21 protein-coding genes and 1 pseudogene are annotated in these 23,154 nt (G+C 70.7%); 12 read left to right on the top strand and 10 right to left on the bottom strand.

Features of this window, described 5'->3' with window-relative positions; translation table 11 throughout:
• Positions 1-796: 796 nt before the first annotated feature.
• The 3 genes from ACSP97_RS05615 to ACSP97_RS05605 form a co-directional block, all read right to left on the bottom strand.
• Complete coding sequence (locus ACSP97_RS05615) at positions 797-2,728, bottom strand: glycosyltransferase family 2 protein (protein ID WP_440556571.1); 1,932 nt, start codon at positions 2,726-2,728, stop codon at positions 797-799.
• Between the two features lie 750 nt (positions 2,729-3,478).
• Positions 3,479-3,847 (bottom strand): VOC family protein, encoded by a 369-nt coding sequence (locus ACSP97_RS05610; RefSeq protein WP_358297619.1) that lies wholly within the window; start codon positions 3,845-3,847, stop codon positions 3,479-3,481.
• 32 nt (positions 3,848-3,879) lie between these two features.
• Positions 3,880-4,653: an oxidoreductase gene (locus ACSP97_RS05605; protein WP_440556569.1), complete on the bottom strand. Its 774-nt coding sequence runs from the start codon at positions 4,651-4,653 to the stop codon at positions 3,880-3,882.
• An 81-nt stretch (positions 4,654-4,734) separates the two neighbouring features.
• On the opposite strand from ACSP97_RS05605, the gene ACSP97_RS05600 reads away from it, so the two are divergent.
• Positions 4,735-5,313, top strand: coding sequence for a TetR/AcrR family transcriptional regulator (locus ACSP97_RS05600; RefSeq protein ID WP_440556567.1), 579 nt, complete (start codon positions 4,735-4,737; stop codon positions 5,311-5,313).
• Positions 5,314-5,384: 71 nt separating this feature from the next.
• Here the strand turns inward: ACSP97_RS05600 and ACSP97_RS05595 are convergent, their stop codons facing one another.
• Positions 5,385-6,275, bottom strand: coding sequence for an SDR family oxidoreductase (locus ACSP97_RS05595; protein WP_355525179.1), 891 nt, complete (start codon positions 6,273-6,275; stop codon positions 5,385-5,387).
• A gap of 710 nt (positions 6,276-6,985) precedes the next feature.
• Here ACSP97_RS05595 and ACSP97_RS05590 point away from each other — a divergent pair.
• Positions 6,986-7,675: a restriction endonuclease gene (locus ACSP97_RS05590; protein ID WP_440556565.1), complete on the top strand. Its 690-nt coding sequence runs from the start codon at positions 6,986-6,988 to the stop codon at positions 7,673-7,675.
• Between the two features lie 115 nt (positions 7,676-7,790).
• Here ACSP97_RS05590 and ACSP97_RS05585 read toward each other — a convergent pair whose 3' ends face one another.
• Complete coding sequence (locus ACSP97_RS05585) at positions 7,791-8,201, bottom strand: winged helix-turn-helix transcriptional regulator (protein WP_440556564.1); 411 nt, start codon at positions 8,199-8,201, stop codon at positions 7,791-7,793.
• Between the two features lie 105 nt (positions 8,202-8,306).
• Between ACSP97_RS05585 and ACSP97_RS05580 the strand changes: the two genes are divergently transcribed.
• Together ACSP97_RS05580 and ACSP97_RS05575 are read left to right on the top strand one after the other, a co-directional pair.
• Positions 8,307-8,786, top strand: coding sequence for an SRPBCC family protein (locus ACSP97_RS05580; protein ID WP_355326389.1), 480 nt, complete (start codon positions 8,307-8,309; stop codon positions 8,784-8,786).
• Between the two features lie 137 nt (positions 8,787-8,923).
• Positions 8,924-9,130 (top strand): hypothetical protein, encoded by a 207-nt coding sequence (locus ACSP97_RS05575; protein WP_440556562.1) that lies wholly within the window; start codon positions 8,924-8,926, stop codon positions 9,128-9,130.
• A gap of 55 nt (positions 9,131-9,185) precedes the next feature.
• On the opposite strand, the gene ACSP97_RS05570 is transcribed toward ACSP97_RS05575, so the two are convergent.
• From ACSP97_RS05570 to ACSP97_RS05560, 3 genes are all read right to left on the bottom strand, one after another.
• The gene (locus tag ACSP97_RS05570) at positions 9,186-10,148 is read right to left on the bottom strand and encodes an amidohydrolase family protein (RefSeq protein ID WP_440556560.1); all 963 of its coding nucleotides are present in this window, start codon (positions 10,146-10,148) and stop codon (positions 9,186-9,188) included.
• A complete protein-coding gene (locus ACSP97_RS05565) occupies positions 10,145-11,629 on the bottom strand; it encodes an amidase (protein WP_440556559.1) in 1,485 nt (494 codons plus the stop codon). The genes ACSP97_RS05570 and ACSP97_RS05565 overlap by 4 nt, the downstream gene beginning before the upstream one ends.
• 123 nt (positions 11,630-11,752) lie before the next feature.
• Entirely contained in the window at positions 11,753-12,601 is an 849-nt protein-coding gene (locus ACSP97_RS05560) for a patatin-like phospholipase family protein (protein WP_440556558.1), read from the bottom strand.
• A gap of 55 nt (positions 12,602-12,656) precedes the next feature.
• Between ACSP97_RS05560 and ACSP97_RS05555 the strand changes: the two genes are divergently transcribed.
• The 3 genes and pseudogenes from ACSP97_RS05555 to ACSP97_RS05545 all read left to right on the top strand — a co-directional run bounded on the left by ACSP97_RS05555 (position 12,657) and on the right by ACSP97_RS05545 (position 14,346).
• On the top strand, positions 12,657-13,211 hold the full coding sequence (locus tag ACSP97_RS05555; RefSeq protein ID WP_440556556.1) for a TetR/AcrR family transcriptional regulator: 555 nt from the start codon (positions 12,657-12,659) through the stop codon (positions 13,209-13,211).
• A 361-nt stretch (positions 13,212-13,572) separates the two neighbouring features.
• Positions 13,573-13,704, top strand: a pseudogene (locus ACSP97_RS05550) (IclR family transcriptional regulator); the annotation flags it as partial.
• Between the two features lie 84 nt (positions 13,705-13,788).
• Positions 13,789-14,346: an IclR family transcriptional regulator gene (locus ACSP97_RS05545; RefSeq protein WP_440558559.1), complete on the top strand. Its 558-nt coding sequence runs from the start codon at positions 13,789-13,791 to the stop codon at positions 14,344-14,346.
• A 3-nt stretch (positions 14,347-14,349) separates the two neighbouring features.
• On the opposite strand, the gene ACSP97_RS05540 is transcribed toward ACSP97_RS05545, so the two are convergent.
• On the bottom strand, positions 14,350-15,423 hold the full coding sequence (locus ACSP97_RS05540) for an oxidoreductase (protein ID WP_440558558.1): 1,074 nt from the start codon (positions 15,421-15,423) through the stop codon (positions 14,350-14,352).
• Between the two features lie 202 nt (positions 15,424-15,625).
• Here ACSP97_RS05540 and ACSP97_RS05535 point away from each other — a divergent pair, with 202 nt between their 5' ends.
• Genes ACSP97_RS05535 through ACSP97_RS05520 form a run of 4 tightly spaced genes read left to right on the top strand, consistent with a single transcriptional unit; the run spans position 15,626 to position 19,648 of the window.
• The gene (locus ACSP97_RS05535; RefSeq protein ID WP_355154818.1) at positions 15,626-16,822 is read left to right on the top strand and encodes a dipeptidase; all 1,197 of its coding nucleotides are present in this window, start codon (positions 15,626-15,628) and stop codon (positions 16,820-16,822) included.
• Positions 16,819-18,108, top strand: a complete 1,290-nt coding sequence (locus tag ACSP97_RS05530) for an MFS transporter (protein WP_382071816.1) — start codon at positions 16,819-16,821, stop codon at positions 18,106-18,108. The genes ACSP97_RS05535 and ACSP97_RS05530 overlap by 4 nt, the downstream gene beginning before the upstream one ends.
• Positions 18,105-18,260 carry a hypothetical protein gene (locus tag ACSP97_RS05525; protein ID WP_440556555.1) on the top strand — a complete coding sequence of 52 codons (156 nt, stop codon included), beginning with the start codon at positions 18,105-18,107 and terminating at the stop codon, positions 18,258-18,260. The genes ACSP97_RS05530 and ACSP97_RS05525 overlap by 4 nt, the downstream gene beginning before the upstream one ends.
• Positions 18,257-19,648, top strand: coding sequence for an amidase (locus ACSP97_RS05520; protein WP_440556553.1), 1,392 nt, complete (start codon positions 18,257-18,259; stop codon positions 19,646-19,648). Before ACSP97_RS05525 ends, ACSP97_RS05520 begins: the two co-directional genes overlap by 4 nt.
• Before the next feature lie 131 nt (positions 19,649-19,779).
• Here the strand turns inward: ACSP97_RS05520 and ACSP97_RS05515 are convergent, their stop codons facing one another.
• On the bottom strand, positions 19,780-20,262 hold the full coding sequence (locus tag ACSP97_RS05515) for an Lrp/AsnC family transcriptional regulator (protein WP_355154813.1): 483 nt from the start codon (positions 20,260-20,262) through the stop codon (positions 19,780-19,782).
• Positions 20,263-20,457: 195 nt separating this feature from the next.
• Between ACSP97_RS05515 and ACSP97_RS05510 the strand changes: the two genes are divergently transcribed.
• A complete protein-coding gene (locus tag ACSP97_RS05510) occupies positions 20,458-22,761 on the top strand; it encodes a transketolase-like TK C-terminal-containing protein (RefSeq protein WP_440558557.1) in 2,304 nt (767 codons plus the stop codon).
• Positions 22,762-23,154 lie beyond the last annotated feature (393 nt).

The raw sequence follows: 23,154 nt of genomic DNA, 5'->3' as shown, positions 1-23,154 counted from the left end.
GATGACGACGGAGCCGGCCGGCATCCAGCCCCGCCCGGCCTGGTGCCGACGGCCGGCACACCCTTGGAGCCGGCCCGGTCCCGCCGGTGCGTCGTCCCCGGTCCTGGCGCCGACCGGTCCGTCCGCGATGCGCCATCCGCTGAGCTCATTTCATTTCCGAACCGGGGGAGCGGGGATACCGAGGTGCTGTTCCGAGCCGGGCGGCCACTCGCGGGGCGTGCGGGCCTGTTGGGGCCCATGCTGGCAAGCCCCGCTGATCTTCGAATGACACGGGGCTGACACGACCGGGAGCACGGCCGGGGCCTGCCGGCCAGGGGGTGACGCGGTGGACTCGGGCAAGGCGGTACTGCTTTCCGACGCGACGGGTCGGTTCACACCGCGCTACTGCCCGCCCCTCACGCCCCACGGAGCGCCGCAAAACGAAGACCTGCCGCGACGGCCGTCCGGAAAACGAAGGACCGGTTCCGTGGGACGGCGGCGGCCGGCCCGTCTCACACGTGCCCACCGTCCGGTCCGGCCGGCCAGTCCGACCGCCCCGGTGATCCGACACCTTCGGGCCGTCGCCATGACGGTGGGGTGAGCGAAGACGCGCCGGCGCGAGCTCCTCGTGGACCGAACAACCGGCCCGGGCCGCCTGAGCGCCTTCACCCCGCTCGCACCATGGCCCAAGCAGCCCGCCCATCACATCCAGCAGATGCCGGGAAGCCATCCGAGCGGGGACCTTCGTCGGTCGACCGTTTCGCGAAACCTCCCGCCGGCCAACTCGATCACCTGGCCAGGGCCATGAGACAAGCCACTAGCGGCCCAACCGCCGCCGTACCCGTTGTCCATGCCTGTTGTCCGCGAGCGAGTCGAGGATTCGGCGCCCGGTTCCGGGCTCGTACGCCGGGCCTTCCAGACGGAGCAGAGCGCCGCCACGGACAACGGCGTATGCGATCGGGATGTCCGTCTTGGGGAGGGTGACCGGGTGACGGCCGGCCGGAACCTTGAGGCGCTCGGGTAGGCGCAGTTCGACCGTTGTGCCGTCGGAGGCGGGGGACAGCTCGGCATCCAGAGCCAGGGCGGAGACCGTGACCTTTATGGGAGCGGCGGCTTCGCCTGGCCGCGTCGCCACATACGGCAGTGGAAGCGAAGATCTGCCACGTCCGATGTTGGCCGCGGCGTCGCCGGCTGTGTCGGGACCGAACCTGCGCTGGCGCTGGTCCATGTCGAGGGCGAGTTGGCCACTGCCCGTCCAGTACGGGAGCGCGAGGCGGCCGCCGGTCAGCGCCGGGCCCGTGGCCGGGGCGCCCAGGGTGCCGTCGCCGGTGACGCGGACCATCCGGTCGACACCGAGGAGTTGGACGTACGCCCACACGTCGTGTACCCCGCGCTTCAGCGGACGGCCGCCGGCCAGGCGTTGAGGATCGAGGAGCAGCCGTCCGGAGGCGACCAGGTGTGAGCGGCCCTCGCCGAGCGGCTCCAAGCGGACCTCCAGCTCACCCTCGGGGTACCACCAGTCCTCACGGTCACGGTCCTTGATCACCAGTTCCGCGTACGCCAGCCGGTACGGGTCGCGGACCTCCCAGCCGTCCTCCGCGCCGGGCACGCCGGCGAGCAGCTCGGGGTCCAGCCAGCGCTTGCCGTCCCGCTCGACGAGGACCAGCGGTTCGCCGTCCCCGCGCAGCAGGTCGAAGGTGACGTCGGCGACCAGCCGGCCGTCCTCCCAGCGCAATCCACCGACCTTGCTGCGGACCTTCACCTCACGGACGCGCTCGGCGAGCATCGACGCGCCGTCGAAGTCGTCGCGTTCGAGGAGCTCGGCGCGTAGACGGGACACGGCGGGCAGGCCTTCGCGTACGGCCGCCGGGAACTCCGTCAGGGCCAGTTCCCGGGCCGCCTGGAAGCGCTGCCTCTGCTCGGCCGGGTCCTCGCGGAGGATCTCGGGTTCGCGGGTACGTGAGAGGACCTCGACGTGGTAGAGGCGGTGCAGGAGGCGATTCTGCAGAGCGTCGATGTCGTCGGAGGCCTCGGTACCGTCCTTGATCTGGCGGACGATGGTGCGGCAATTGGGCCAGAAGCCGTGCCGGGGGTTGAACCGGTGCTGGGTGTTGTTGCCGCCGTCGTCCCGCTTCATCCAGTAGTAGCAGGGGTAGTCGGCCAGGATCGAGATCCGCTTCGCCTTGAGGTAGGCGGCGCTGACGAAGAGCAGGTCTTCCAGGATCCAGGGGCCTTCGGGGAAGCGCAGGTTGTGCTCCTCGACGAAGGCCCGCCGGAACATCTTGTGCGGCGACATGCTCTGCATGAGCTCGTCGTTCTCGATCGTGCAGGAGTCCACGGTGTGCCGGAACAGCCGTCGGGGCCGGACCATGGTGCTGGACATCTTGCCCAGCACCACGTCGGCGTCGTTCCGCTTGGCGTGCTCGTACAGCCTCTCCAGCGCCTCGGGTCCGAGAGTGTCGTCGTGATCGACGAACTGGATGTACTCGCCTCGGGCGTGACGCATGCCCAGGTTGCGCGGTGCGCCCGGCCAGCCGGAGTTGGGCCGGGAGTGCACCTGGACGTTCGGATGGTTCGCCGCGATCTTCTCCAGGCGGGCCAAGGTGTCGTCCGTCGAACCGTCGTCGACGTAGATGACCTCGTACTCGTCGGCGGGCAGGGACTGCCCCAGCAACGACGGCGCGCACTCGTCGACGTACCTTCCGGTGTTGTATACGGGCACGACGACGCTGACCTTGACTCTCGGCATCCCACAGACCTTACCCGCCTCGCCGGATGGATGTAAATGGATATCCTGAATCCGCCACACTGATCAACTCGCCGATATTCGAGCCGATTTCCGGCGGACCACCGTCCTTGAACCGGTTCCGCATATTCGTTTTCCCCCGCTCTGCGGGCTCGTACGATAAAGGGCGCTACACGCGCGGTCGGACGGTCGATCAACTCATGCGTCCGTCCGGCAGGAAAGACGTCCCACTTGGTGCGGCTGCGGGCGACGCCGGTCAAGGAAAGGAAGCGCACGGCCTTTCGCTCGCGGCGGCGGCTTGGGGCTGCAACCGGGCCGCAGAAAAGGACATCCGGGAGCGGGGGCCAGCCGATTCCGTCGGGCTCGGGTTCGATGCCGGTGTCGGCGGCAGGGAATTCGCGAGATTCGTCGGCCTTCACCGGCATCGATCCTTCGAGTGGAAACGCGCTTGATCCTACGGAGTCGCCCGGCTGGAGACCGGTCGAGGTGAATCCGTTCGCTGATGTGTAGAGCGTGGGTCCGGGCAGATACAGATCGACGGCGTTCTCGTCGCCGTGACCGACGGTCAGGCCGATCGGATCGGTCGCAAGAAGGAGACCACCCCGACCGGCATGTCGGCGGCCGTGCGGATCACGCCGCGACTGAGGCCGCAGTCGCGGGCGAGGGCGGCGATCGAACGGCCCTCCGGACAGGCGGCGCGGCCGGTGTCGACGACGCCTGACGACAGGCGCGGCTCGGTGGACGGCGACCGGCTCAGGCCGAGCGCAGGCAGAAGGGGTGCCCGGCCGGGCTGGCGTAGACGCGGCTACCGGTACGGGTTTCCGCGGTGACCTCGCCGGTGGGACGCAGTCGGACGGCGCCGGCGTCGGTGGCCGTGCGGTCGGCGGTTGCGAGGTCGTCGACGCCGAAGTCGAGATGCATCTGCTGAGAGGTGCCGTCCGGCCAGTCCGGGGCGGTGTGTCCGGGGGCGTACTGGACGACGATCACCGGGAGGCCGGGGGCCTGGACGAAGTGGTGGGTCGGCGTGAGGGTGAGGGAACCGCCGAGCAGCCGGCACCAGAAGGAGCTCTCCTTCCCGGTGTCGGCGGCGTCGATGATCACGGAGGTCAGGGTGATGGGCATGGGGGTGTCCTGTTCGTGCCGGCGGTGGTCGCTCAGACGGTCGGGATGATGCCGCCGTCGACGCGGAACTGGGCCCCGGTGAGCCATTTCGCGCGGCCGGAGGCGAGGAAGACGATCATCTCGGCGACGTCTTCCGGATCTCCAGGGCGGCCCATGGGGACCTTCAGGCGGTCCACGAGCTGCTGCGTGACCTCTTCGGTGGTGATGCCCTGGTTCTCGGCCATGTGCCGCAGGTGGGCGGTGGCGCCGTCGGTGACGACGAATCCGGGCAGGACGCAGACCACGCGCACCCCGTGCTCGCCGACCTCGGTGGCCAGTTCGCGGCTGTAGGTGTTGAGCGCGGCCTTGGCGGCGGCGTAGGACGCGTCCATGCGCTGGGGCAGTTGGCTGGCGATCGAGGAGACGTGCACGACGACGCCGGAGCCCCGCTCGACCATTCCCGGCACCAGGGCCCGGTCCAGGCGCACGGCGCTGAGGAGGTTCATCTCCAGGTCCGCCTGCCAGGATTCGTCCGACCGGCTCAGGGTGGGCGCCGGGGCGCTCGCCGCGCCCGCGTTGTTCACGAGCACGTCCACGCCGCCCACCTCCTCGATGACGCGGCGGCCGAGTTCGGCCACACCCTGCTGTGTGGAGAGGTCCGCCGCGAGGAATCCGGCACCGCTGTCCTCCGCGGGCCGGCTGCGGGAGGCTGTCAGCACGGTCGCGCCCGCGGCGACGAAGCGGCGCGCGGTCACCGCGCCGAGACCCCGGCTGCCGCCGGTGACCAGTACCCGAAGGCCGTCGAGGCTGTTGTCTGTGAGGGGCATGGGGTCTCTCCTCCGTAAGATGAACCCGACTCCGGATACGGTACACGTAAACGGAACCGGACTCACCTTATGGAGGTTCTCTTGTCGGCATCACGCCCGCTGCGCGCCGACGCGCGACGCAACCGCGAGGCACTGCTGTCCGCGGCCCGCCAGGCGTTCCTCGGCGGCGACACCGACGCGCACGTCGAGGACATCGCCCGCAGTGCCGGCGTCGCCGTCGGGACGCTCTACCGCCACTTCGAAACCCGCGAAGCGCTGATCGAGGAGGTCTACCGCAAAGAGGTCGACGACCTGTGCGCCGCGCCCGGCCTCCTGCTGGACCAGCACACCCCGGAGGAGGCACTGCGGCGCTTCCTGCTGCTGCTCGTGGACCACGCGGCGGTGGGCAAGGGAATGTCCAGCGTGCTGGAAAGCATCATGGCGACGGACTCACCGGTCTTCGAGGACGCACGCACCCGGATGGCCGACGCCCTCTCCCTGCTGCTCGAAGCCGGCAGCGCGGCCGGCACCGTCCGCGACGACGTCACAGGCTCCACCCTGTTGCGTGCCCTGGGCGGCATCTGCGGAATGCGCGCCACGGAGGGCTGGTTGGTCGAGGCCCGGCAGATCACCTCCCTCCTCTTCGACGGCCTGCGACACGGCGCCCCGCAGTCCCCCTGAGACAGGGGCCGCGCGCCGTCGACCAGGTCCCGCCCGCCACTTGGAGCCGGGGCGACTGCCGTCCCCCCCGGTCAGGGCAGCGGGGTGCCGCCGGTGGCGTTGAGGATCTCGGCCGTGACGAAGCTCGCCTGGTCCGAGGCCAGGTAGACGTAGGCCGGGGCGAGTTCGGCGGGCTGGGCCGGGCGGCCGAGCGGGCTCTGCTTGCCGAACTCGGCCGTGTCGGGCATCGTCGCCGGGATCAGCGGCGTCCACACGGGGCCGGGTGCCACCGCGTTGACCCGGATGCCGCGCTCGGCGACCATCTGGGCCAGACCCTGCGTGAAGGTGACGATCGCGCCCTTGGTCATGGCGTAGTCGAGCAGGTGCGGGCTCGGCTTGTACGCCTGGACGGAGGTGGTGTTGATGACGCTGCCCCCGGCCGGGATGTGCGGAAGGGCGAACTTGGTGAGCCAGAACATGCCGTAGAGGTTCGTTCGCAGCACCCGGTCGAACTGCTCGGTGCTGATCGCCTCGATACCGTCCGGCTGGGACATCTGGTAGGCGGCGTTGTTCACCAGGACGTCGATGTGCCCGAACTCGTCGACCGCCCGCCCGATCAGCGCGCGGCAGTCGTCCTCGTCCCTGATGTCGCAGGACACGGCGATCGCCTTGCGGCCCGCGTCCTCGATGAGCCGGGCCGTCTCACGCGCGTCGTCCACCTCCTCGGCGAGGTGGGTGAACAGCACGTCGGCGCCCTCGCGGGCGAAGGCCAGGGCCACCGCGCGGCCGATGCCGGAGTCACCGCCCGTGATCACGGTCTTGAAGCCGCGGAGGCGGTCGGCGCCCCGGTAGGAGTCCTCGCCGTGGTCCGGCGGCGGGTCCATCGGGCCGGTCCAGCCGGGGTGCGGCTGGTCCTGGGAGGGGAAGTCCGGGCGGGCGTGCCGGGTGGTCGGGTCGGGCTGCGGGCTCTGTTCGGCGCTCACGTCTGGCCTCCGTGGTCTCGGGCGGGCGGGACAGCCGCCCGGGTTCCCCGATCACCCCCACCGCAAGCCCCCTGCCTGCGAGAACGTTCAGCCGCCGGACCCGGCCGCACCCGCCGTCCGGACGGGGCACCGAGGCTGACCACGAGCCCCGGCCGCTTCTCGTGCGCCTCCGGTTCGCTGCCGAGGATCCCCGTCCTCGTGCCGGGGCGGCCTGCGGCCCAGAGGGGGCGGGCGAGCAAGCGCAGGACGATCATCCCGGCGTGGATGAAGACGCCCGACCGGCCGGCGACGATCGAGCAGGCCCGGATCGAGCGCCGCCGCCAGGCCGAGGTCTCCCCTGTTGCGGCCCTGCGCCTGGCTCGTGCGGAGCACGCCGCGAGAGGCCGGCCGCCACGGTCCCGCGGACGGCGCCGCCGGGCAGGGCCGCGTGAGGGGGGAGCCGTGCGATCCGGCCAGGTCCGATGGCTTTGTGCCATTCACCTGCAACCCGGTCCCGACATCATCGGCACCCGGCTACACAAGGAGGCTGGGGCGGCGTGCTGCCGTCCCACGTGGTGGCCGGTCGTGTGGGGGGAGGTTGGGACGGTTGCCGACCATCAGTGTTGCGAGCGGCGTCACCCAGGCCGGCCGATGAGTCCTCACACGCGTACGGGCCGGGCGGCGCCCGCGGGTGCGCGCTGCGGGGCACCGGTTGGGGGAGCGGGGGAGTGATGACGGCACGTCGACGGCGTCGGCGCTTGAAGAAGCGGACGCGCAGGCAGCTGCAGAGCTGGGGTGCGGTGGCGGCGGTGGCCGCCGCGGTGTGGGTGGCCGGGCATTGGGCGGCGGTGTGGCCCGTCCTGGTGGCCGTGCTCGCCGCGGCCGTGGTGGGCTGGGCCGGTTGGGCGCTGCTGCGGGCACACCGTCTGGCGGTCGGCCAGGATCGCGCGTGGCGAGCCCAGGAGGAGGCCCGGGCGCGGGAGTTGTCGATGGCCGAGGTCGACGCGTTGTCGTGGCAGGAGTTCGAGACCTACGTCGCGGAGCTGTGCCGGCGGGACGGCTGCACAAAGGTCGTCGTCAGCGGCAAGAGCGGCGACCTGGGCGCGGATGTCGTCGGCTACCTCGCCGACGGCCGCAAAATCGTTGTCCAGGTCAAAAAGTACGCGCCGCACCGCAGCGTCTCCTCGCCGGACATGCAGAAGTTCGTCGGCACCGCCCGCCTCGAACACGGCGCGGACGTCGCCTTGTTCGTCACCACCTGCCGCTCGTTCACGAAGGCTGCGCTGGACCTCGCCTTGCGCCAGGACATCGTGGCCCTGCACCGCGACCTGCTGGGCGCCTGGGTCAAAGGGGCTCACCTGGAGACCCTGATCCCGCTGAACGGCAGCGGCGGCGGCACCAGGCGGCGCCCCTCCGTCTGACTGGCCGGCTGCTGCCGGCCATCTCCGCAGCGCGCCCAACGGGCCGGCGTTGCCGTCGCTTCTCGTGAACATCGAACACGGCACCAGAACGGACAGCGCCGAGCTTCCAGGCGTCTCACGTGTCCTGTGCGGATTGCGCATGCCGCTCGTCGTAACGCCGCCGCGCGCGTGCCACCTCGGGCGCGTTCTTCAGGATGGTGGCCAGCAGCGGGCCGAGGGAGTCGACGACCTCTTCGCCGATCGCGGTCAGGCTGTATTCGACGTGCGAGGGAATGGCGCGTACGAGGTTCCGGTCCACCACCCCGTCGCGCTCGAGCTGTTTCAGTGTCTGCGACAGCCTGCGCTCGCTGACGCCACCCACCGCGCGTTTGAGCTCGTTGTAGCGCAGGGCGCCGTCCTGCAGAGCAAGCATGATCAACATCGACCATGTGTCGGCGATCGTCTGGAAGGCCACCCGCACCAGGCTCGCCCGCTCGAACACCTCGCCCGCCGACACCCGGCGTTTCGGGTGCATGCCATCCGTCACGCCCGCACTCCTTCCACGGAGTGCCCCCGCCCTCCCGCAGGCACTCTCATATCGGTGGTACTCTCAATTTGAGAGTGCAGATCCTTTCGGAGGAAAGGCTACGACATGACCACCGCGTTCAACGACTGGATCGTCGGTGACAGCAACACGGTCACCTTCGACGCCCCGGCCGGCGCCGTCTTCGACCTGGTCACCCAGGCCCGTTTCTGGCCCGAATGGCACGTCTCCACCTGCGGCATCGGTGGTGTCACCGAACGTCCTTACCGCGTCGGCGACGCCGTCTACGAAGCCGGCCGCCTCGAGGACGGCACCGAACACCACCTCTACTGGCACGTCGTCGACCAGGAGTACGGCAAGTCGTCGCTGATCGTCGACAACGACGCGGGTGTGGCATTGCAGTACCTGCTCACCGAGGACGGCGAGGGCACCACGACGTTCACCCGTCGCGTCCTCTACCGCCCCGATGCCGCATACACCCCCGAGCAACGCGCCCTCATCGCCGAAGCCAGCGCCGAAAGCGTGCGCGGCCTGCACCGCCACATCGGCTCCCTTCTCGATCGGGAACGGCTGAACGAGGGCCGTTGACGGGCAGTCCGCCCGCGGGCCCGCCCAACCCAGGCCCGCGACCGGCACCTTGGTCCAACGGCTTGCCGCCCCGCCCGGCGCAGGTCGCTTCGCCTTGTCTCCCGGCGCTGTTCACCCTCCGGCGCGACCGGCCCCCGGTGCCGGCCTGCCGCGATCTCTCCCGCGGCGCCCTCGAAGTCCAGCGCGGTCTGCTGCGGCACACCCCCTACCCGGAGGCGCCCACCCACCGACTCGCGGTCGACTGGACGACCTACCGCCACCAGCGCCGGCCGGCCTCGTCCCATCCCCACCCGCGTCACGTCACCGCGGCCCGTCCTGGGCGCTCCGCGAAGCTGCCCAAGTGACCGGCCCTGGACGCCCTCTTGCCGCTGCGGGATGTCCGCCGGTGACGGAGCTGCCTTATGACATCCAGGCGCTTTGGGCGCGGCGTGCTGCTTCGGGGAACAGCTTGGTCGCGCGGGTGAGGATTGCGGCGCGGGCCTCGGGGGTGATGGCCGGGGTGGTGTGCAGGGCGTGGAGGTTGCGCTTGGCCGATGCGGTGTTGGTGCAGGCGACACCCCAGTCGGAGCCGTACACGATGTGGTTGTCGCCGAACACGGTCGCCGCGGCCGCGATCTGCTGGTCGCTCGCGGATGCCGCGGTGTCGACCCAGAGCCGGCTGAGGGCGGTTCGGATGTCCTGGGTGGTCAGGCCGTGCGGATTGGGCACCCAGGCTTCCGCGCCGAGGAGTGAGAGGCGTCCGGCCAGCAGGGGGACGGTGGCGCCGGCGTGGGCGATGACGAAGGTGATGTCGGGGTATCGGTCGAAGACGCCGGCGTAGAGCATGCCGGTGATGGTGCGTCCTGTGTCGAAAGCGACTTCGACCAGTGGTGTGGGCAGACCCGCGGTGGAGGGGGCGTAGGCGTTGGGGTGGACAAAGACCACGGCGTGCTGGCTGTCGAGGCGTTCCCACAGCGGGTCGAGGTGAGGTTCGGCAAGCGAGCGTCCGTTGTAGACGGTGGTCATCGCCCAGCCGTCGGCGCTGTTCATGCGTCGGGTCTCTTCGAGTGCGGCCGGTGCGTCGTCGGTGGGCAGGGCGGCCAGCAGACCGAACCGTGAGGGGTGCTGGGCGACGATCTCGAGTCCGTAGTCGTTGGACGTACGCAGGAGTTGGTGCCCGGTGGGGATGTTGCTGAGCATCTGCAGGGCGGTGCCGGTCTCGTCCATGAAGTCGAGGGTGGCGTCCAGGCTCCACTCGTAGGGTTCGGGCACGAGGAAGTTGTGGGCGTGGCTCGCCTCCAGGATCCTTTGCCGCATCTCGGGGGTGGTCGGCGGCGAGAAGTGGGCGTGTACGTCGATGAGACCAGGTTCGGTGTGCGTCATGCGGTGCTTCCAAGGCCGGCGGTCAGCGTGGGGGAGGTACGGGCGGGGGTGATGCGTTCCAGGTCGGTGGCGAGCGCGATCAGCTGGCGGTCGCGGTGGGGCAGTCCGAGGAGTTCCATGCCGACGGGCAGGCCCCCGCTGGTCGAGCCGGTGGGGACGGTGACGGCGGGGAAGGCGGCCTGCGCGGCCAAGAGCGTGTTGGTGGGCATGGGCCGTGAGTGGGAGGCGTTCGTGTCGAAGGCCCCGTCGTCGATGTCGGCACGGGTGGGGGCCGGGATCCTGACGCTCGGATAGCACAGGGCGCTCAGCTTGTGCTGGGCGAAGAGGCCGGCGATCCGGTGCTGCAGGTGGGCGCGCAGTTCCAGGCCGCGGCCGTAGGCGCCGTCGTGGTGGGGATCTTCGAGGCTCTTGGCGACGGCGCGTAGGAGGGCGTCGGTGGGCCGTGGCTGTCCGGTGGCGACGATGTCGGCGATGTCGGTGAAGGGGGCACCGGAGCGCGCCAGTGAGTGGTTGATGTCGCGGCGGGACTGGCGCAGGTACATGAACGTCTGGTGCAACAGGTCGGACAGGCGCGGAATCCCGACATCGATCAGCGATGCTCCGGCTTCACGCATCGCGGTGACGCCCTCCTCGACCACCCGCGCGACGTCGGGATCGTCACCGGGCGCTGTCGCGCACAGCTGGCGCAGCACACCGATCCTGGCGCCCCTGAGCGCCTCGGGCGGCAGTAGGTCCTGCGCTGTTCGACGGTGTGGGGGCAGGTTGGCCAGGGCGGTGACGGGATCGTCGGGGTCCCAGCCGGTCATCGCGTCGAGGAGGGTGGCGGCGTCGGCGACCGAGCGGGCCAGCGGCCCGGGAGAATCCTGCTCGCGGACCAGCGCGGTGACGCCGTGGCGGCTGACCAGGCCGACGGTGGGCCGGATTCCGACCAGGCCGCAGAAGGAGGCCGGGACGCGGATCGAGCCGCCGGTGTCGGTGCCCACGCCGGCCATCGCCAGGCCGGCCGCTACCGCTGCCCCGGTGCCGCTGCTGGAGCCGCCGGGATCGCGGGAGAGATCGTAGGGGTTGCGGGTGACGCCGGAGCGGGACGAGTGGCCGTGCCAGGACATGGCGAAGTCCGGCAGCGTCGTCTTGGCGAGGATCACCGCGCCCGCCTCCCGCAGCCGGACCACCAGGTGCGCGTCCGCTGCGGGCACATGGGCGGCGAGTGCGGCCGAGCCGCTGGCGGTCGCGATCCCCGCGGTGTCGATGTTGTCCTTGAGCACCACGGGTACGCCGAAGAGCGTGCCACGTGGTGTCGTGTCGGCGTCGAGGCGCGCGGCATCGTCCATCGCGGCGCGGTTGAGGGTGACGACGGAATTGAGCTGGGGGTCCAGGTCCTCGATGCGCTTCAGGTGAGCGGCCACGATCTCGCTCACGGTCACTTCTCCGCTCCGGTAGAGGGCCTGAAGTCCGGCTATGTCCTGCGGCAGCTCAAGCATGATGGAGCGTCCCTTCTCGCAGCGTGCGCGACCACGCCGGGCCATGGCGGTGCGACAGCGTGCGTCGCCTGCGGCTTCGCAGGGAACGGAAGACGCCGCTTCCCGCGTGGCCGGCCCGGTGGTTCAGGCCCACAGCGCCTTGATGACGGCGGCAATGGCACGGCCCTGGCGACGTCCCGCCTGGGCGGCGGCCTGCGCACGGTGGGGGTCGTAGGGGTTGGGGCCGATCGCCTCGACGCTGTCCTCGTCGGGGATGGCCAGGAAAGCGCGCGCGCCCTGGTTGAGACGGTCGACGTCGTCCTGGGCACTGGGGATACCCGCATACCCCTCGTACATGGGGGCGAGGACGACGATGCAGTCGTGCCCGGCCGCGAGCGTGGCGTTGGCGGCGGATACCATGCCCGCGTCGATCCACTCATGGCCGTTGAACGGGACGCTGGGCCAGATGCCGGGGACGGCGCCACTGGCCGCGGTGGCGGTCTCTATGGAGATGCCCGAGTCCGGGCCCAGCAGTTCCAGGCGGCCGGTGTCGGCGTCGGTGACCGTGACGCGCATGTTGGTCGGCCACTTGTCGGTGCGCAGTCGTGCCCGCACCACGCCACGCCGGGTCTCGCCATCGACGCCCGGGGCGAACTCGCGGGCCACCCGGCCGAACCCCGCCCCCACGGCCTCGGGATCGCCCGCACCGGAGCGGAACGCCTCGGCCCAGCCCGCATAGACGTCGGGATCGGTGCGCATGACCGGCTCGTAGTCGCCGGCGTGGGCCTGGTCGGCGTAGAGAGCCTCCCAGTCCGTGCCCGACGTGTAGTTGGTGCCGACGAACGAGCCGGCGGACGTACCGATCACCGTGTCCGCGTCGCGCAGGTCGACGCCCTCGTCGAGCAGTCCGGCCAGCACGCCGATCTCCCATCCCATGCCGGTTACGCCGCCACCCCCCAGGACGAGGGCGCGGGTCGGGTCCGGGAAAGCCATACCAGTCCTCTTTTCGGTAATCACCATTTCCGGTAATGGACGTTATCATAATGCCATGCAGAACTCGCCCCGCGGCCGACCCCGCAGCTCGGACATCGATCGCCTGGCCCTCGAACACGCCTTGGCCCTGCTGGAGGAGCGCGGATACGACGGGCTGCGGATGAAGGACGTGGCCGAGTCGGCCGGGATCGGGCTCGGTGCTCTGTACCGGCGTTGGGCAGGCAAGAAGGAGCTGGTCATGGCGGCTCTGCGGGCGGACATGGCGCAGCACGAGGAGGTCGAGAGCGGCGACCCGCTCGCCGACTTGGATGCCGCTCTGGAACGTATCGCCGACGCCGTCCCGAACGGCCTCGGCCGCCTGATCGCCGCTTGCCTGAGCCAGCCCGACTCCGAGCTCGCACGCGTGGCGAGGGAGGCCAAACTCATGCCGATGGCCGACCGTCTCGCCGCCCGCCTGGAGAAGGTGATCGGGCCGGTGCCGGACGCACGGCAGCGCGCCGAAAGCGGGCTTTCCTACCTCATCTGGAGTGTGGCCATCGCGCGGCAGGACAGCGGCGCGCACTCCTTGCGCGACCAGGTCCTCGGCATCATGGGGGTGCGCTCGCTGTAGGCAGGCGTCGGATGGCGGGCTCCTTCGTCCGGGTGGATCGGCGTCGGCGGATGCGGGACCGGGTCCGCGGTCTCCCGGCGCCGATGGGGCGCGAGAACGGCCGGCGGTTGGCCGAGTGCGCCGGCCCCGAGCTGGTCCCACTGGCGCAGACGCCACCAGGTCACGGCTCGCCGCTGCCGCTACCGACCAAGAGCCGGCTCAGGACGCGAATCTCACCGGAGTACTACTCTTGTGCCGTTTGGCGATACGCTGTGCACCATATCGGGCCAAGCGGGGCCTGTTCCTCGATGCGGGACGGCCGTGCCGAAATGCTACGCTCTGGGCCCTGATCGGCATTGATGAAAGCGCGGATGTGACGGCGATGGAGAAGCCGGCCGGCAGTGTGCGGCCTTTGAGCAGTGCGTTGAGCACCCTTCGGGTCCTGGAGGAGGTCGCCGCTCGCCAGCCCATCGGAGTCTCCGAACTCGCCCGGGTGACGGCTATGCCCAAGAGCTCTGTGCAGCGTTGCCTCGTCACTCTGCAGCAGGCGGGGTGGTTGCGGATAGTCGACCCCGACCGCACTCGGTGGGGCGTGACGATGAAGGCGCTCACCATCGGACTGCGCGGTACCGGCGAGCAGGACCTGCGTGACCTCGCCCGGCCGGTGGTCAAGCGGCTCGCGGCGGAGACGGACGAGACCGTGCACTTCTCGCTGCGGGACGGCGACGACATCGTCGTCATCGCCCGCGAGGACAGCACCCACGCGGTCCGGGTGTTCGTCGAGGTCGGCAGCCGGGTGCCGTTGCGGGCGTCGTCCACGGGCCTGGCGATCCTGGCGGGGCTGGCCCCGGAGGAGGTCGACGAGGTGCTGAGGAACCCGGTCGACAGCTTCCCCGAGCCCATCCCCTCCGCCCGCGAGCTGCGTGCGGAGATCGCCCGCACGGCCGAGCGGGGATACGCGCTCAACGGGTCCGCGTGGTTCCGTCCCCACGTGACCTCCCTCGGCGCGGCGGTGCGCAACGCGGCGGGGCGTCCCTTCGCCGGTCTGACCCTGGCGATCCCGGAGATGCGTTTCGCGGCTGCGGACGAGGCTCGGCTGGCCCGGCTGACGATGGACGCGGCCGAGGAGCTCAGTGAGCTGATCTCCTCGGCCTGAGGCTCAGAAGGCCCGGCGGTACTGCCGGGGCCAGAATGTGGTTCCTCGATCGCGCAGGGCCCAGTAGGGGTCCCGCAACAACGCACGACCCACGAGCACGGCGTCCACGAGCCCGGGCACCGCCTCGGCGAGGTGGGTTGATGTGCAGACCGCCCCGGACGCGGCGACGGGCACCCCGGCCGTCCGGAACAGCGGGCCGTACCGGGCGTTGTGCAACGGCTCGGACAGGCGTCCGGCCTCGGGGACCAGTCCGCCGGAGGACAGGTCCACCATGTCGACGCCGTTCGCCCCCAGCTGCTGGGCGACGAAGATCATGTCTTCGGTGGTGAGCCCGCCCGCGAGCAGGTCCTCGGCAGGCAGTCGTACGACCAGTGGCTTGTCCTGCGGCCATCCGGAGCGCAGAGCGCGCACCATCTCCAGCGGGAACCGCAGTCGGGCCTCAAGATCCCCGCCCCACTCGTCGGTGCGGCGGTTGGCCAGCGGCGACAGGAACTGGTGGAACAGATAGCCGTTGGCGCCGTGCAGTTCCAGCAGCCGGTACCCGGCACGATGGGCGTTCCGCGACGCCCGGTCCAGGTCCTCGAGCACCCTCGTCCCGTCCGCGGACGTCATCTCGCGAGGGACGGCGAGCCCGGCGAAGGGCACCGCCGACGGAGCCAAGGGCTCCCACCCGCCATCCTCCGGCGCGATCGCGCTGCGCGTCCCGGCGTTGTCCCACGGCACGCCGTGCGAGCTCTTCCGGCCGGCGACGCCGAGCTGGAGCGCGGGCACCGATCCGGCCGTCTCGATCACCTGCACGAGCCTGCGGTGGCCGGCGACCTGCTGCTCGCTCCAGAGGCCGAGGTCACGGGCGGTGGTGCGCATGTCCGGCGCGACGGCGGTGCACTCGACCATCACCATGCCGAGGCCACCCGCCGCCCGGGCGCCGTAATGCGCGAGGTGCCAGTCGGTCGGGGTGCCGTCGGTGTCCGCGGAGTACTGGCACATGGGGGAGAGCCACACCCGGTTGGGCAGCGTCACGTCCCGCAGGGGCAACGGCGTCCACACGGTGCGGACCAACTCCTCGGCGTTGATCATGGTCACCTCATCTTGCGTATCGCATTAGTGCACAGCGTATCTAATAGCGGCACATTAGGTCGCAGGGTGTGGGGTGTCAAACGTCGGCGGCGGCATCCGCGTAACGGCGGAACGGTTGACGGGGAACGAAATCGTGCCGCACAGTGGCACCACTGTGCCGCAATGATGAACAGTTGCCAGTGTCCCGGAAGCGAGACCAGCGATGCCACCCACCCGTTACAGCGGATACCAGTCCTTCTCCTACCTGGAGGCCGGAACGGACTACGACGAGTTCGAGCCCTCACCGGACGTCGACCGGCTCCCGGCCTACGACCTCGGCCTGACCGACGAGGAGACGGCACGCACCGAGCGACTGCTCGCCGAGAACGTGGTGGTGTCGCTGCACGACCACCCGGTGAAGCTGCCCCGCCACGCGCGGACCGAGCTGCTGGACTGGAACCGCGGAGCGCGGCTGGCCTACGGCTACGAGGGGCTGAGCCGCTCCGGGCTCGACGCGGTGTTCGACAACCTGGGCTGGGGGGCCTGCGAGTCCCGCAACGGCTGGAAGTGGGACGACGTCATCACCGACCTCGGGATGCGGTTCTGCGACTTCGCCCACCAGGACTTCGTGATCCGCGCCGAGTCCGTCGACGACATCCGCCGCGCCCACGCCGAAGGGCGCCTCGCCGTCGTGGCGGGTCTGGAGGGCGCGGCCCTGATCGAGAACGAGATCGACCGGCTCGACGTCCTCTACGGGCTCGGGGTGCGGCAGATCGGAGTCACGTACAGCGACGCCAACGCTCTCGGCAGCGGCCTGCGGGAGAAGGGCGACGGCGGGCTCACCGGGCTCGGCCGCAAGGCTGTCCGCCGGATGAACCAGCTCGGCATGGCCATCGACGTCTCCCACACCGCGGACCGGACCGCGCTGGAGGTGATCGAGGCGAGCGAGCGCCCGGTCCTCATCACCCACGCCGGGGCACGGGCGGTGTGGGACACCCCGCGGATGAAGCCCGACGAGGTGATCCGCGCCTGCGCCGAGTCCGGCGGCGTCATCGGGATCGAGGCCGCCCCCTACACGACCGTGAGCACCGAGCACCGTGCCCACGGCATCGACTCCGTGATGGACCACTTCCGGTACTGCGTGGACCTGGTCGGGATCGAGCACGTCGCCTTCGGGCCGGACACCTTCTTCGGCAACCACCTCGACATGCACCACGTGATGAGCCAGAAGTGGGGCGTCGAGGACACCATCCGCTCGGGGCCCGAGTTCGAACCGATCGAGGCGGTCGCCGGGCTGGAGAACCCGGGGGAGTGCTTCCGCAACATCACCGGGTGGCTGGTCAAGCACGGCTATCCGGACGACGAGATCGCCGCCGTGATCGGCGGCAACGTCCTGCGGGTACTGGAGAGGATTTGGTGAGCGGGCCCCTGAAGCGCAGCCGGGTCCTGCCCGCCGCGATGATCGGTCACGGCGTCGAGTCCTACGACTTCGTCGTCTACGGCGCCTCGGCGACCATCATCGCGAAGCACTTCTTCCCAGCGGGTGATCCCACGCTCGCGATCCTGTCCTCGCTCGCCGTCTACGGTCTCGCCTTCGTGGTGCGCCCGCTCGGCGCCGCGATCTTCGGCAGCATCGGCGACCGCCTCGGCCGGCGCACGGCGCTGTCGACCGTCGTGCTGATCATGGCCGTCTCCACCGCCGCGATCGCGGTGCTGCCGACGTACGGATCGGTCGGCGCCCTCGCCCCGGTCCTGCTGCTGATCTGCCGGCTGGCGCAGGGCATCTCGATGGGGGCCGAATACACGAGTGCCGCGTCGTACGTCATGGAGCAGGCCCCACCCGGTCGACGCGGGACGTGGCTCAGCGCCGTCGGCAGCGCGACCTACGTCGGCTCGGCGTTGGCCTCCTTCGCACTGCTGGCCCTGCGGCTGATCTCCCGGTCGGCCTACGAGGACTGGAGCTGGCGGCTGGCGTTCCTCGCGGGTGGGCTGATGGCGCTCGTCGGGCTCTACATGCGGCTCAAGCTGGACGAGACACAGACCTTCCAGGAGCTGGAGTCAGCGGGGGAAACGGCGTCGCGGCCGATCCGCGACACCTTCCGCAACTGGCGGGTGTTCCTGCTGTTGTTCACGATGTTCGCCCTGCTCGCGGTCGTGGTGCACAACCTGCTCGGCTACCTCCCCACTTACCTGACGACGACCGGTGGCGTCTCCGCCGACACGGCGCTCGTCTCCGGCGGGGTGGCCCTGCTGGTGTGCGCGGTGCTGTGCCTCCCGGCCGGGATCGCCGCCGACCGGGTCGGGCGCAAACCAGTACTGGTCGTCGGCGTCGCCGTCGCCATCGTCGGCTCGCTGCCCGCCTACCTGATGGCGAGCGGGGACACCCTGGCGAGCACGCTGGCCACCCAGATCATCCTCGTGATCCCCGCGGCACTGGTCACGGTGGGCTCCACCGTGGTCGCGGTGGAACTCGTCACCGCCCGAATCCGGGCCACCAGCACCGCACTGGCCTACAACGTCGCCTACGCGATCTTCGGCGGCACCGCCCCGATCCTCGGCGCGCTGCTGACCAGGTGGTACGGCCGGCTCGCGCCGGGCGGGTACATCACCGCACTCGCGGTCGTCGCGCTCGTCGTCCTGGTGGTGGCGCTCCCGGAGACCCGCACACACGCGCGGGCGCGGGCCGTGGAGGAGGTGCTGCGATGACGGCGGCGAAGGACCGCCTCGCCGCCGAGTCCCTCGGCCAGACCTTCACCGACCACCCGGACAAGGCCGTCGGCTCCACGGACATGGCAGAAGTCTTTGCCCGCACGCGCGCCGTCCACCCGGCACGACACCAGCGAGGAGAGAACAGTTGACCTACGACCCCGCAACCTTCGAGCCCCTGCGTTACCACAGCGCAACCGCGGCCTTCAAGGACGGCACCGACTCCCCGCGCGACTACCTCGAACGGTGCCTGGCCACGATCACCGAACGCGAACCCGTCGTGCGGGCCTGGGTGGTGCTCAACGAGGAAGGAGCACGAAAGCAGGCAGACGCCAGCACCGAGCGCTGGCGCCGAGGCGAGCCACTCTCGCCCGTCGACGGCATGCCGATCGGGATCAAGGACCTGCTGGAGACCCGCGACATGCCCACCCAGATGGGCTCCGCCGCCTTCGCCGGCAACTTCCCCAAGCGCGACAACGCCGCAGTGTGGGCACTACGCCAAGCCGGCGCGGTCATCCTGGGCAAGACGGTGACCACGGAGCTGGGCGGCCCGGAGCCGAGCCCCACGACCAACCCGTTCGACCCCCGGCGCACCCCGGGCGGCTCCTCCTCGGGATCCGGCGCCGCCGTCGGCGCTCGCATGGTCCCGGCGGCGATCGCGACCCAGACCGGCGGCTCGCTGATGCGCCCGGCGAGCTTCAACGGCGTCTGGGGACTCAAACCCTCCCAGGGCGCCATCAACCGCGGCGAGCGCCAGACCGCCAGCATGACCACCCACGGCGTACACGCCGGATCGGCGCAGGACATGTGGCTGGTCGCCGTCGCCATCGCTTCACGCGCGGGCGGTGACCCGGGCAGACCCGCTCTCCACGGCCCCGCCACGCCCCCGCCCGTCCGGGTGCCCGGCACGATCGCACTGATCGAGACCGAGGCCTGGGGGCGGCTGGAACCGGCGAGTCTGCGCGCATTCGAACAGGTCGTCGCCCAGGTCGAGGCCGCAGGCGTGAGGGTGCTGCGCCGCAGCGACGACGCCGTGGTCGAGCGCTTCGAACAGGCCCTGGTCGGGGCGACGGAGATCGGCAGCGGAATCCTCGCCTGGGAACACGCGTGGGCGTTCCGCGACCTCGCGGCGGATCGCCCCGATGACTTCAGCGACCGGGTCAAGCGATTCTTCTTCGACACCGCCACGCGGCTTGGAGCCGAAGGCTACGAGGAGGCCCTCCGCGCGCGTGCCGATCTCACAGCCGCCTACGCGCTGCTGGGCACCCGTGCCGATGCCGTCCTGCTCCCCACCTCTAGCGGGCCGGCACCCATCTGGTCCGGGGACGTGCCCGGCGAACCACCGGTCCGCTGGCCCACCGGGGACCCCGGTTTCAACTTCCCGAGCTCGCTCCTGGGCGCACCCGCGGTGAACGTGCCGCTCATGGCCGTCGACGGCCTGCCCTTCGGCCTGCAGGTCATGGGCCAACCCGGCACGGACGCCCGCACCGTCGCGATCGCCCGCTGGATGGGGGAGGACCTCAAGCCGGTCAGCATGTGAGCGGTGCCGCTGCATCCGAACGGATGCGTACTGCCGGGGGGCCTCGGCTCCTGATCCGCCGCCTCCCAAGCGGCTGTGCCCGCCAAGTCGACGTCGCCTCGCGGCGTGGTGCGGCACATTCGGCGGAGCGCTCAGCGGCGGTTCGCGGCACGGCGCAGCAGCGGGGTGAGGCGGTGTGGCACGAGTTCGCGCATGGCCAGGGCCGTGGTGGTGCGTTCGATGCCGGGAACGGCGAGGATCTGCCCCGCGACGCGGTACAGGTCCTCGGCGTCCGCGGCGACCACCCGTACGAGCAGGTCGGTCTCCCCGCTGAGCCCGAAGACCTCCACGACCTCCGCGATGCCGGCCAGCGCCTGGGACACCTCGGCCAGCTGATGCTGGTTGACCTGCGCGGTGACGAACGCGGTCAGCGGGTGGCCCAGCGCTTTCGGGGTGATCCGGCGTTCGAAGGAGCTCAGCGCGCCGCTCTGCTCCATCCTGGCCACCCGGGCCTGGACGGTGTTGCGGGACAGCCCCAGCTGCTCGGCCAAGGCGACGACGGTGGCCCGCGGATCGGCCGCCAGGGCGAGCAGGATCCGGGCGTCGGTGGCATCGAGGGTCCGTTCACTGTTCATGATGCTCGGTCCGCGCCTCTCATACGCTTCGAGATTTGAGCAGAATGCTCAGTTATAGGGGTACATATTGTGCATTCGGAGATCCATCTGTCTACTGATGGAGCACAACGTCAATTTCTTCAACGCATGGCGCATCGCGGAGGTGGTCCTGTGACAGTCGCGGAAACAAGGCCGGCCAACGGCAATGACCCGGTCCTGGACCGGGGGAAGGAACTCGCTCTGCTGGAGGCGGTCGAACAGCGGGTGCTGTGGCTCTCCACCGTCATCATCGACCATGCCAACCGGGTGCGACCGAACCCCTCGGGGCTGAAGGTCGGTGGCCATCAGGCGTCCAGCGCCTCGATGACCTCGATCATGACGGCCCTGTGGTTCCACGCGCTGACCGCAGACGACCGGGTGTCGGTCAAGCCCCACGCCTCACCGGTGCTGCATGCGATCAACTACCTGCTGGGCGAGCTGGACGCGTCTTACCTGACCACCCTGCGCGCCTTCCGGGGCCTGCAAAGCTATCCCAGCCGGTCCAAGGATCCCGACCCGGTCGACTACTCCACGGGTTCGGTCGGTATCGGCGCCACCGCCCCCGTGTGGGGTGCCCTCGCACGCCGCTACGTGGAGGGCCACTTCGGTGGCGCCGGTACGGGACGCCAGTACTCCCTGCTGGGCGACGCGGAGCTGGACGAGGGCGCGATCTGGGAAGCGATTCAGGACCCGATGGTGCCGGGCCTGGGTGAGGTGGTGTGGGTCGTCGACCTGAACCGGCAGTCCCTGGACCGAGTCGTCCCCGGTATCGCCGCGGACAAGCTGCAGGGCATGTTCGCCGCGGCCGGCTGGCAGGTGATCACCCTCAAGTACGGGCATCTCCTGCAGGAGTTGTTCACCCGGCCGGGCGGCCAGGCCCTGCGCGCCCGTATCGACGCCATGGGCAACCCCGAATACCAGCGCCTGCTGCGCTGTTCCGCCGACGAGCTACGCGAACGCCTGCCCGGCGCCGGCTCCACGGGCGGGCCGATCGCCGCCCTCATCGAGCCGCTGGACGATGCCTCGCTGCTGTCGGCGCTGCGCAACCTGGGCGGCCATGACATCGGGGCGCTGATGGACGCGTTCGACGGCGTCGACGACACCCGCCCGACTGTGATCTTCGCGTACACGGTCAAGGGGTACGGGCTGCCCACCGAGGGCCACCCCCAAAACCACTCCTCGCTGCTGACCGCCGACCAGATGAGGACACTGGCCGACCGTCTGGGAACGGATCTCGACCGCCCCTGGGAGGCCTTCGCCGACGGATCGCCGGAAGCAGTCGTGTGCGCGGCGGCTGCCAGGCGGCTGCACCGCCCCGAACACGCATCGCGGCAGCCCCCCGAGGTCCCCGCCGACCTCGCCCGCCCGGCACCGACCGGCACCGGCAACACCCAGCAGGCCCTCGGACGCGTCCTTCTGGACCTCACCCGGCGGGCACCGGAGGCAGCGGGCCGGATCGTCACCGTCAGCCCGGACGTCAGCTCCTCCACCAACCTCGGCGGCTGGCTCAACAAAGTCGGCGTGTGGTCACCGACCGAACGCACCGACTGGTTCGCCGACGACGCCGAGACCATTCTGCACTGGCGGGAGCGGCCGACCGGTCAGCATGTGGAGCTGGGCATCGCGGAGACCAACCTCGTCGGCCTGCTCGGCGAGCTGGGCGCCACCTGGAGCCGCTGGGGCCAGCCGCTGCTGCCGATCGGCGTCGTCTACGACCCCTTCGTCAACCGGGCTCTGGAGCCGTGGTCGTTCGGCATTTACGCCGGCGGCCAGTCGATCCTGGTCGGCACCCCGTCCGGCGTCACGCTCGCCCCGGAGGGCGGCGCGCACCAGTCGATCACCACCCCCTCGCTGGGCGTCGAGCAGCCCGGCTGCGTCACCTACGAGCCCGCGTTCGCGATCGACACCGAATGGTGCCTGCTGGCCGCGCTCGGCAACCTCGGCCGGCCGGACGGGAATTCGACCTACCTGCGGCTGTCCACCCGGCCCGTCGACCAGTCCGCGGCCGCCGTGCCCAGCGACCCGGCCGCCCGCGAACGCCGCCGCCGGCACGTGACAGCCGGGGCCTACCGGCTGCGGCAGCGCGAGAAGCCCGTGGTGACCCTCGCCGCGATGGGCGCGCTGGTCCCCGAGGCCCTGGCCGCCGCCGACCGGCTCGCCGCCCTCGGCCACGCCGCGGACGTGGTGAGCGTGACCAGCCCGGACCTGCTCTTCCGAGCACTTCAGTCCCGCCGCGGCCTGTCGGAGGACCCCACTTGGATCCTCGACCAGGTCTTCCCCGCCGACCGGGCCACGCCCCTGGTGACCGTCCTGGACGGCCACCCCCACACTCTCGCCTTTCTCGGCACGATCCAGAACACGCCCACCACCACCCTCGGCGTGACCCGGTTCGGACAGTCCGGGTCGATCGAAGACGTCTACCGCTACCACGGCATCGACACCGACAGCATCGTCGCCGCCGCGCTGGACCTCGTCGACTGAAAGAGAGCCTTCACACGCCTCTGAACGAACGTGACGGCGGTGGGGGAAAGGCCACGCCCGCGTCTCCGCACCCGACCCCCTCCCGCCCCCGACCGCGGACGTCGCATCCCAAGGCCACGCACCCGAGCGACCGCCGCCCGACCGTCGTCACAACATCGCCACCCTGTGCCTCACCAGGTCCTGACCGTGGCGCGCACCGCGCCCGCTCGGCCGGCCGATCCATCCCCGTCGGTCACCGGGCGGCCCCCGGTTCCGTCCGGCGGTACGCCCTGTTCTGCCCCAAGAGGTACCGCCGGACGGTCTTCCACATCCCCGCCCTCCCCAACCGGTCGTCCGCTTCCGGCCGCGGGCGGCGGAACCGGAGCGGCCGACAGGTGACCCCGTGCCCGGCGC

The organism is Streptomyces sp. SCPE 10, from assembly GCF_051980735.1.
Lineage (GTDB): Bacteria > Actinomycetota > Actinomycetes > Streptomycetales > Streptomycetaceae > Streptomyces > Streptomyces misionensis.
This window is presented reverse-complemented; position numbering and strand designations above follow the sequence as displayed.

What these genes read in the sequence shown, in the direction of transcription:
- ACSP97_RS05615 (WP_440556571.1), bottom strand. Translation starts at nt 2,728, where the DNA reads ATGCCGAGAGTCAAGGTCAGCGTCGTCGTGCCCGTATACAACACCGGA.
- ACSP97_RS05610 (WP_358297619.1), bottom strand. Translation starts at nt 3,847, where the DNA reads ATGCCCATCACCCTGACCTCCGTGATCATCGACGCCGCCGACACCGGG.
- ACSP97_RS05605 (WP_440556569.1), bottom strand. Translation starts at nt 4,653, where the DNA reads ATGCCCCTCACAGACAACAGCCTCGACGGCCTTCGGGTACTGGTCACC.
- ACSP97_RS05590 (WP_440556565.1), top strand. Translation starts at nt 6,986, where the DNA reads ATGACGGCACGTCGACGGCGTCGGCGCTTGAAGAAGCGGACGCGCAGG.
- ACSP97_RS05580 (WP_355326389.1), top strand. Translation starts at nt 8,307, where the DNA reads ATGACCACCGCGTTCAACGACTGGATCGTCGGTGACAGCAACACGGTC.
- ACSP97_RS05570 (WP_440556560.1), bottom strand. Translation starts at nt 10,148, where the DNA reads ATGACGCACACCGAACCTGGTCTCATCGACGTACACGCCCACTTCTCG.
- ACSP97_RS05565 (WP_440556559.1), bottom strand. Translation starts at nt 11,629, where the DNA reads ATGCTTGAGCTGCCGCAGGACATAGCCGGACTTCAGGCCCTCTACCGG.
- ACSP97_RS05560 (WP_440556558.1), bottom strand. Translation starts at nt 12,601, where the DNA reads ATGGCTTTCCCGGACCCGACCCGCGCCCTCGTCCTGGGGGGTGGCGGC.
- ACSP97_RS05555 (WP_440556556.1), top strand. Translation starts at nt 12,657, where the DNA reads ATGCAGAACTCGCCCCGCGGCCGACCCCGCAGCTCGGACATCGATCGC.
- ACSP97_RS05545 (WP_440558559.1), top strand. Translation starts at nt 13,789, where the DNA reads ATGAAGGCGCTCACCATCGGACTGCGCGGTACCGGCGAGCAGGACCTG.
- ACSP97_RS05540 (WP_440558558.1), bottom strand. Translation starts at nt 15,423, where the DNA reads ATGATCAACGCCGAGGAGTTGGTCCGCACCGTGTGGACGCCGTTGCCC.
- ACSP97_RS05535 (WP_355154818.1), top strand. Translation starts at nt 15,626, where the DNA reads ATGCCACCCACCCGTTACAGCGGATACCAGTCCTTCTCCTACCTGGAG.
- ACSP97_RS05525 (WP_440556555.1), top strand. Translation starts at nt 18,105, where the DNA reads ATGACGGCGGCGAAGGACCGCCTCGCCGCCGAGTCCCTCGGCCAGACC.
- ACSP97_RS05515 (WP_355154813.1), bottom strand. Translation starts at nt 20,262, where the DNA reads ATGAACAGTGAACGGACCCTCGATGCCACCGACGCCCGGATCCTGCTC.